Source organism: Candidatus Methylomirabilis sp. (genome assembly GCA_036000645.1).
In the GTDB taxonomy this organism is placed as follows: Bacteria; Methylomirabilota; Methylomirabilia; order Methylomirabilales; family JACPAU01; genus JACPAU01.
Genome location: DASYVA010000200.1, coordinates 1 through 7,046 on the forward strand (window position 1 = coordinate 1; position 7,046 = coordinate 7,046).

The 7,046-nt window shown below is 69.5% G+C and carries 10 protein-coding genes; all 10 read right to left on the reverse strand.

The window, feature by feature from the left end:
• Nucleotides 1–35: 35 nt before the first annotated feature.
• Nucleotides 36–866, reverse strand: a complete 831-nt coding sequence (gene kdsA, locus VGT06_11320; GenBank protein HEV8663712.1) for a 3-deoxy-8-phosphooctulonate synthase — start codon at nucleotides 864–866, stop codon at nucleotides 36–38.
• A 1-nt stretch (nucleotide 867) separates the two neighbouring features.
• Entirely contained in the window at nucleotides 868–2,484 is a 1,617-nt protein-coding gene (locus VGT06_11325; GenBank protein HEV8663713.1) for a CTP synthase, read from the reverse strand.
• Nucleotides 2,460–3,221 carry a 3-deoxy-manno-octulosonate cytidylyltransferase gene (gene kdsB / locus VGT06_11330; GenBank protein ID HEV8663714.1) on the reverse strand — a complete coding sequence of 254 codons (762 nt, stop codon included), beginning with the start codon at nucleotides 3,219–3,221 and terminating at the stop codon, nucleotides 2,460–2,462. Before kdsB ends, VGT06_11325 begins: the two co-directional genes overlap by 25 nt.
• Nucleotides 3,222–3,234: 13 nt before the next feature.
• Nucleotides 3,235–3,660, reverse strand: a complete 426-nt coding sequence (locus VGT06_11335; protein ID HEV8663715.1) for a HEPN domain-containing protein — start codon at nucleotides 3,658–3,660, stop codon at nucleotides 3,235–3,237.
• Nucleotides 3,657–4,154 carry a nucleotidyltransferase domain-containing protein gene (locus VGT06_11340; GenBank protein HEV8663716.1) on the reverse strand — a complete coding sequence of 166 codons (498 nt, stop codon included), beginning with the start codon at nucleotides 4,152–4,154 and terminating at the stop codon, nucleotides 3,657–3,659. The genes VGT06_11335 and VGT06_11340 overlap by 4 nt, the downstream gene beginning before the upstream one ends.
• A gap of 41 nt (nucleotides 4,155–4,195) precedes the next feature.
• Nucleotides 4,196–4,627 (reverse strand): HEPN domain-containing protein, encoded by a 432-nt coding sequence (locus VGT06_11345; protein ID HEV8663717.1) that lies wholly within the window; start codon nucleotides 4,625–4,627, stop codon nucleotides 4,196–4,198.
• Nucleotides 4,617–5,126, reverse strand: coding sequence for a nucleotidyltransferase domain-containing protein (locus tag VGT06_11350; protein HEV8663718.1), 510 nt, complete (start codon nucleotides 5,124–5,126; stop codon nucleotides 4,617–4,619). The genes VGT06_11345 and VGT06_11350 overlap by 11 nt, the downstream gene beginning before the upstream one ends.
• Nucleotides 5,127–5,129: 3 nt before the next feature.
• Nucleotides 5,130–6,206 (reverse strand): D-glycero-beta-D-manno-heptose-7-phosphate kinase, encoded by a 1,077-nt coding sequence (gene rfaE1, locus VGT06_11355; protein HEV8663719.1) that lies wholly within the window; start codon nucleotides 6,204–6,206, stop codon nucleotides 5,130–5,132.
• A complete protein-coding gene (locus VGT06_11360; protein ID HEV8663720.1) occupies nucleotides 6,166–6,447 on the reverse strand; it encodes a hypothetical protein in 282 nt (93 codons plus the stop codon). Before VGT06_11360 ends, rfaE1 begins: the two co-directional genes overlap by 41 nt.
• A gap of 109 nt (nucleotides 6,448–6,556) precedes the next feature.
• Nucleotides 6,557–7,046: NAD-dependent epimerase/dehydratase family protein (locus tag VGT06_11365; protein ID HEV8663721.1), on the reverse strand; the 490-nt coding region annotated here is incomplete at its 5' end.

A 7,046-nucleotide genomic window follows, 5' to 3' on the forward strand; every position in this document is an offset into this window, starting at 1 on the left:
GGCGGCCGCGCGCGGCCGCTGCGCTTCGGGTGAAGCTAGCTCCCGTCGCCGACGGCCTCGCGCACCCGCCGCACGGCCCCCAGCAGCGGAGACAGCACCTCCAGGGGAATCATGTTGGGGCCGTCGGAGGGGGCCCGGTCCGGATCGGGGTGGACCTCGAGGAAGAGCGCGTCCACCCCCACCGCCACGGCCGCCCGGGCCAGCGGGGCCACGAACTCCCGCTGTCCCGACGAGGCCGTGCCCGCGCCCCCCGGGAGCTGGACGCTGTGGGTGGCGTCGAAGACGACCGGGCAGCCGAAGGCGCGCAGGATCGGGAGCGCCCGCATGTCCGCCACCAGGTTGTTGTACCCGAAGGTGGTCCCCCGCTCTGTCAGCAGAAGATGCGGATTCCCCGCGCCCACGACCTTCTCGACGATGTTCTTCGCGTCCTGCGGCGCGAGGAACTGCCCCTTCTTCACATTGACCGGCTTCCCGGTCTTGGCCGCGGCCACCAGGAGATCGGTCTGGCGGGAGAGGAACGCCGGGATCTGGAGCAGGTCCACCGCGTCCGCCACGGCCGCCACCTGGCCGACGTCGTGGACGTCCGCCGTCACCGGCAGGCCGGTCGCGCCGCGGACCTTCTCGAGGATCCGCAGGCCCTCCTCCAGCCCGGGCCCCCGGAACGAGCGGCCCGAGGACCGGTTCGCCTTGTCATAGGATGCCTTGAAGATGAGCGGGAAACCCGCCCGCTGGCAGATGGCCTGGACCCGCTCCGCCACCCGGAGGGTGAAGTCCTCCCCCTCGATGACGCAGGGCCCGGCGATCAGCGCCAGCGGCTGCCCCGCGCCCACGCGAACCGCGCCGACCGCGACCGTGGTGGCTGGCATGTCACGCTTCACGCTTCGCCCGCTCCTGATGCTCCAGCGCCGCCGCGATGAACGCCCGGAACAGGGGGTGCGCGTCCCTCGGCCGGGACCGGAACTCGGGGTGGAACTGGCACCCAACGAAGTACGGGTGCTCCGGCAGCTCGATCATCTCGACCAGCTTCCCGTCGGGGGAGGAGCCGCACATCGCCATCCCGTGCTGCTCCAGGGCGGCCCGGTACTCGTTGTTGACCTCGTACCGGTGGCGGTGCCGCTCCGACACCTCGGCCACCCCGTACACCCCGGCCGCCCGCGACCCGGGCGCGAGCTGGCACGGGTACGCGCCAAGCCGCATCGTCCCCCCGAGGTTGGTCACCCCCTGCTGCTCCGGCATCAGGTCAATGACCGGGTGGGGCGCCTTGGGATCGAACTCGGTGCTGTTGGCCCCGGCGAGTCCGCAGATGTTCCGGCTGAACTCGATCACCGCGCACTGCATCCCCAGGCAGATGCCGAAGAAGGGGACCCGCTCTTCCCGCGCGTACTGGATGGCCGCGATCTTTCCCTCGATCCCCCGGACGCCGAACCCGCCGGGGACCAGGACCGCCTGCGCGTCGCGCAGGTGCGGCTTGGGGCCGTCGCGCTCCACCTGCTCCGCCTCCACGGAGCGGATCTCGACGCCGCAGTCATTGGCGATCCCCCCGTGGCCGATCGCCTCCATGAGGCTCTTGTAGGCGTCCTTCAGCCCCAGGTACTTCCCCACCACGGCGATTGTGACCCGCCGCGCCGGGTGCGTGACCTTCCGGACGATCTCCTCCCAGGGAGCGAGGTCCTGCGGGGTGGGAGGCAGGCGCAGCATGTCCACCAGGAGCTGGTCCAGCCCCTCGCCGTGGAGGAGCAGCGGCACCTCGTAGACCGTCTGGACATCCTTCGCGGTGATGACTGCCTTCTCCGAGACGTTACAGAAGAGGGCGATCTTCGCCTTGAGCTCCCGGGGGAGGGGCCGGTCGGTCCGGCAGAGGAGGACGTCCGGCTGGATCCCGATCTCGAGCAGCTCCTTCACGCTGTGCTGGGTCGGCTTGGACTTCAGCTCCCCCGCCGTGGGGACGTAGGGGACCAAGGTAAGATGGACGAAGACGGCGTTGTCGCGCCCCACGTCGGCCCGGAACTGGCGGATCGCCTCAAGGAACGGCAGCCCTTCGATGTCGCCGACCGTCCCCCCCACCTCCACGATGACCACGTCTACGCCCTTGGCGACCCGGTGGATGGCCCGCTTGATCTCGTCGGTGATGTGGGGGATGACCTGGACGGTCCCGCCCAGGTAGTCCCCGCGCCGCTCCTTGGTGATGACCGTGTGATAGATCTGCCCCGTGGTGACGTTGTTGAGCCGGCTGAGGCCAACCGTGGTGAAGCGCTCGTAGTGGCCCAGATCCAGGTCGGTCTCGGAGCCGTCGTCCGTGACGTAGACTTCCCCGTGCTGGAAGGGGTTCATGGTCCCCGCGTCCACGTTGATGTAGGGATCCATCTTGAGGAGCGTCACCTTGAAACCCCGCCCCTCCATCAGGGAGGCGATGGAGGCCGAGGCCAACCCCTTCCCCAGGGACGAGAGGACCCCGCCCGTCACAAAGATGAACTTGGTGTCCATACCCTCCTCTCGTTGAGTACGCGTTGCACCCGCGCCAGATCGTCCGGCGTATCCACCCCCACCGAGTCGTGCCGCGTCTCCACCACCTTGATCCGCACCCCGTGCTCCAGCGCCCGGAGCTGCTCGAGGCGCTCCGCCTCCTCGAGCGGCGTCGGCTTCCAGGCCGTGAACCGGAAGAGGAACGCGCGCCGGTACACGTAGAGGCCGATGTGCTTGCAGGGCCGCGCGCCTGCCCCCCGCTGGCTGTCCCGGCTGTGGGGCACGGGCGCCCGGGAGAAGTAGAGAGCGTAGCCCTCCAGGTCCCGGACCACCTTCACCACGTTGGGGTCGGTCAGGTCGCGCGGGTCCTCGATCTGCCGGCAGACCGTCCCCATCTCGAGGGCGGGGTCGGCGAAGAAGGGCTCCACGGCCTCGTCCACCATCTGCGGCGGGAGGAGCGGCTCGTCCCCCTGGACGTTCACGACCACGTCGCAGGCGACCTCCCGGATCGCCTCGGCGATCCGATCGGTCCCGGAGGGATGGTGGGGATCGGTCAGCACCGCCTCCGCCCCGAAGGCCCGGACGGCCGCGGCGATCCGCTCGTCGTCCGTCGCCACGAGGACCCGGTGCACGCTCTTCGCCTGGGCCGCCCGCTCCGCCACGTGCTGGACCATCGGCTTGCCGGCCAGGTCCGCCAGGACTTTCCCCGGAAACCGGCTGGAGGCGTACCGCGCCGGGATGACGGCGATGACCTTCATGTCCGGCTCCCCATCACAGACCCTCGGCCTCCACCAGACGCTTCACGGCCGCGAAGGTCTCCTCTGCCGCCGTGAGCGCCTCGCGGGCGTCCACTTCGCCGAAGATGGCGTGAGCCGGGAGGGCCAGCTCCTCGCTCCCGTACATGCTGCGCTCCCGGTCGTCCGCAAGCTTCCGCGACCGGTAGGTGATCAGGTCCACGTCCTTGGCAAACCAGTCCGGGAAGCGGTGGCGCTCCTGCTGGAGGATCGCCCCGACGTCGTGCCACTTGGGCGGATCCACCCCTACGAAGTTCAGCGCGGCCTTCAACGCCAACTCGAGGCATTCCTGGGCCTGGCGCACCGCAAAGGCCCAGGCCCCTTGCTCCCGCACGAAGCGCGCCGTCTGCAGCCGCAGCTCGGCCTGCCGCAGGTGGCCGAGCGCCATGTCCCGGTTGGTCATATCTCGAAGATCTCGCCATACCGGTAGTCCGGCTTGAGGTCCCAGTACCATTTCTGGCCGAACTGCCTCCGCTTTGCCCCCAGAGTCGCCAGCCGCTCACGCAGGCGCGCGAGAACGCCGGCGAAGAAGCCCTCGCGGTCGAACAGGATCCCCTCCTCCAGGGTCATGTCGAAATAGAGGCGGGAGGTGTGCCGGGCCTCCTCCCGCGTCCAGACCAGCGGGGAGAAGTCCACCCAGTAGCCTTCGCCCCGCAGTTTCCTGCGCTCCGGCTCGAGCGCCTCGGCCGCCTTCCGGAACAGGTCCAGGCGCTCGTGCCAGCGCTCCGGGAGCCGCTCAGCGACCACGAGCACATCAATGTCCGAGTCCCGCCGCGCCGCGCCGCGCGCCGCCGATCCGTAGAGGACCACCGACACGAGGTTCTCCCCCCAGGCCCGGTGCAGCGTCTCCGCAAGCCGCTGCGCCAGCCGGTAGTGGGCCGTGTCGGCGACCGGCATCCGGCCTGTCCTCTCCGTGAAATGTCGGCCCGTTCCAGCCCTCACCGGGGAAACTCCTCGAAAATGCGACTTGCTCCCGACACGCATCTCCGCGCTGCCTCCAATGCCCGGCGGGCATCGTTCTCCCCAAAGAGCGCCCAGGGGTCCCGGTACGTCGCCTCATCGCCGTAATCGGTCAGAAAATGCTCCTCTGCCCCGATCGTCTCAAAGGTCTCGAGCAGCTGCTCCAAGGTCTGCTTCGCTGTCCCGGTAAGTCGCCCGCCCTCGATCAGATTCCTGAGATGGACGCTCGGCTCGTGGGTCCTCGCCAACGGGCCAAAGAGTGCCAAGATGGTCTGCGGGGCGTTCTCCAGGGACAGCTGCGCGTTGTTCACGCACGAGCGCCAGCGGCGAAGCTCATAATCCTGCTCCGCTTCCTGCAGAAAGCCCCGGGCAAGGCGCAGGCGGTAGCGGGCATCCTCCTCAGAATGCACGGTACCCGTCCCAGTCGAGCCGCCACCCCTGCCGTGGGGGGGTCTCCCACTCCCAGCAAAATTCCCCACCGCGGACGACTCGCCGGAGCCCCGCCTGCTCGATCAGGCGCCGGAGAACCGCTTGCCTCTCGCGAAAGAAACCCGTGTCGTAAAGCACGCGACCGTCAAGCGCCAGGTCCAGGTACAGGGATGGCACGCGGGCCAGAACCTCTTCGGGAGTCTTGGCGATGAAGGCGACGCGTTCCCGCACCCGGCCGGCCAGTGGCCGGCGGATTTCGACGATCCGGTCCAGCGGGCTCTCCGGCAGCCCCTTGACGACCAGGAAGATGTCGACGTCGCTCTCCGGTCTCGCCTCGCCACGCGCGTGGGAGCCAAACAGCACAACCGACACGAGGCGCTCCCCAAAAGCCGCCCGCAGGGTCTCGACGAGGCGGAGGGCAAATTCGCCTGCCGGCTCCGCACCCGCGACCGATGCCCATTTCTCCTGCGCCGGTCCCACGGATCAGCCTCTCCGCGCACCGGGCCGATTGGCGCGCCGCGACCGGGCCGGGCCGGCGCCGTCCAGGATGGCCTGGGCCAGCTCCTCCCGGCTCACCGTGGCCGTGCCGACCTTCCCCACCACAACCCCGGCCGCCTGGTTGGCGAGCGCCGCCGCCTCCCGCACCGGCAGCCGCGCCGCCAGCCCGAGGGCGACCGTGGCCACCACCGTGTCCCCCGCCCCCGTGACGTCGTACACCTCCTGCGCCACGGCCGGGATGTGGGTAACGGTCCCATCCCGCTCGAAGAGGGACATCCCCTGGTCTCCCCGGGTCATGAGGAGGCTGTCGGCGTCCAGCCGGGTCCGGAGCATCTTCCCCACCGCGACCAAGTCGTCCTCATTCCGGATCGGCCGCGCCGCCGCCGCGGCCGCCTCGTGATGGTTCGGCGTGATCACCGCGACCCGCCGGTAGGACCGGAACAGCACAAGCTTCGGGTCCACCACAACTGGCACCCGGTGGCGGCGCGCCAGGGGGAGGACCGCTTTCACCAGGGGGCCCGTCATGAGCCCCTTCCCGTAGTCCGAGATGACCAGGGCAGCGGCCCCGGGAAGCAGCGCGCGCAGCCGCTCCGAGAGGGCCCGCACCCCACTTGCAGGGAGGTCGGCCACGGCCTCCCGGTCGAACCGGACCACGTGCTGGCTCCCCGCCACGACGCGCGTCTTGATCGTGGTCGCCCGCCCCCGGTCCACCAGCACCGTGTCCCCCTTGATCCCGATGCGCTCCAGCTCGTGCACCAGCCGCTCCCCGGCGATGTCGCTCCCCACCACCCCGAGCAGGCTCACCTCGGCGCCGAGGGCCCGGACGTTCGCGGCCACGTTCGCCGCCCCCCCCAGCCGGACGCTCTCGGAGCGGACCTGGACCACCGGGACGGGCGCCTCGGGGGAGATCCGCGACACCGCCCCCCAGATGTACTCGTCCAGCATCAGGTCCCCGATCACGAGAACCCGCGCCCGCTCGAATCTGGGGAGGGCCGCCGCCAGCCTGGTCGAGCTTGCCTGATCACGCATGGCGCGCCCCATCCCGCCGCCCCGCCGTCCCATCCCCCTGCTCCCGTAAAAATGACTTGAGCCGACGGCCCAGCGTCCGTCGGCTCGGGAGCCTCGGGAGGCCGAGGCGCTCCCGCAGGAGCGGTTCCTCCGCCAGATATCGGTGCAGCCCCTGGTAGGTCCCGATCCGCTGGAGCGTCATTAGTAAGAAGACCTTCAGCATTACCCCATCCCCATACACCCTGGGCCGTCCGCGCAGGCGCCGCCCGTCGCCGTCCCGGACGGTTTCGTCCACTAAATCCAATAGCTTAACAAGCGCCGCCTGATTTGTAACCACGCGAGTTTCCGCCCGCCTGTCTAAAAAACACACGCTTTCTACATGAAAAAGGGGCCATTTGCAAGTCCTATTTATGACCAGTCCGGCCCCGGTAGAATGCCACCGCGCGCTCGATGCCCTCTTCCAGCAGGACCTGTGGACGCCAGCCAAGCTCGCGTTCCGCCCGCCTGCAGTCCAAACGGATGTGGTCCACTTCCCCGGGCCGCTTGCTCCCGTAAATAGGCGTCAAATGCGCCCCCACCGCTCCCCGGACAAGATCAAAGATCCGCTGGTCCGCCGTCGGCTTGCCCGTCCCGATGTTATAGCAGGCCCCAGGGGGGGCCTCCTCCATGGCCAGGAGGTTGGCCCGCACGACGTCCTCCACAAAGACGTAGTCTCGGGTCTTCGAGCCATCACCGAAGATCGTCGGCCGCTCCCCCCGCAGCAGGAGCGTGGCAAAGATGGCGACCACCCCCGCTTCCCCTTTCGGGTTCTGGCGCGGGCCGTAGACGTTCCCGTAGCGCAGGGTGCAAGTCGCGAGCCGGCCCTGCCCGCTCCCCAGCCGGAGCACCTCTTCC

What these genes read in the sequence shown, in the direction of transcription:
- kdsA (HEV8663712.1), bottom strand. Translation starts at nt 866, where the DNA reads ATGCCAGCCACCACGGTCGCGGTCGGCGCGGTTCGCGTGGGCGCGGGG.
- VGT06_11325 (HEV8663713.1), bottom strand. Translation starts at nt 2,484, where the DNA reads ATGGACACCAAGTTCATCTTTGTGACGGGCGGGGTCCTCTCGTCCCTG.
- kdsB (HEV8663714.1), bottom strand. Translation starts at nt 3,221, where the DNA reads ATGAAGGTCATCGCCGTCATCCCGGCGCGGTACGCCTCCAGCCGGTTT.
- VGT06_11335 (HEV8663715.1), bottom strand. Translation starts at nt 3,660, where the DNA reads ATGACCAACCGGGACATGGCGCTCGGCCACCTGCGGCAGGCCGAGCTG.
- VGT06_11340 (HEV8663716.1), bottom strand. Translation starts at nt 4,154, where the DNA reads ATGCCGGTCGCCGACACGGCCCACTACCGGCTGGCGCAGCGGCTTGCG.
- rfaE1 (HEV8663719.1), bottom strand. Translation starts at nt 6,206, where the DNA reads ATGGGACGGCGGGGCGGCGGGATGGGGCGCGCCATGCGTGATCAGGCA.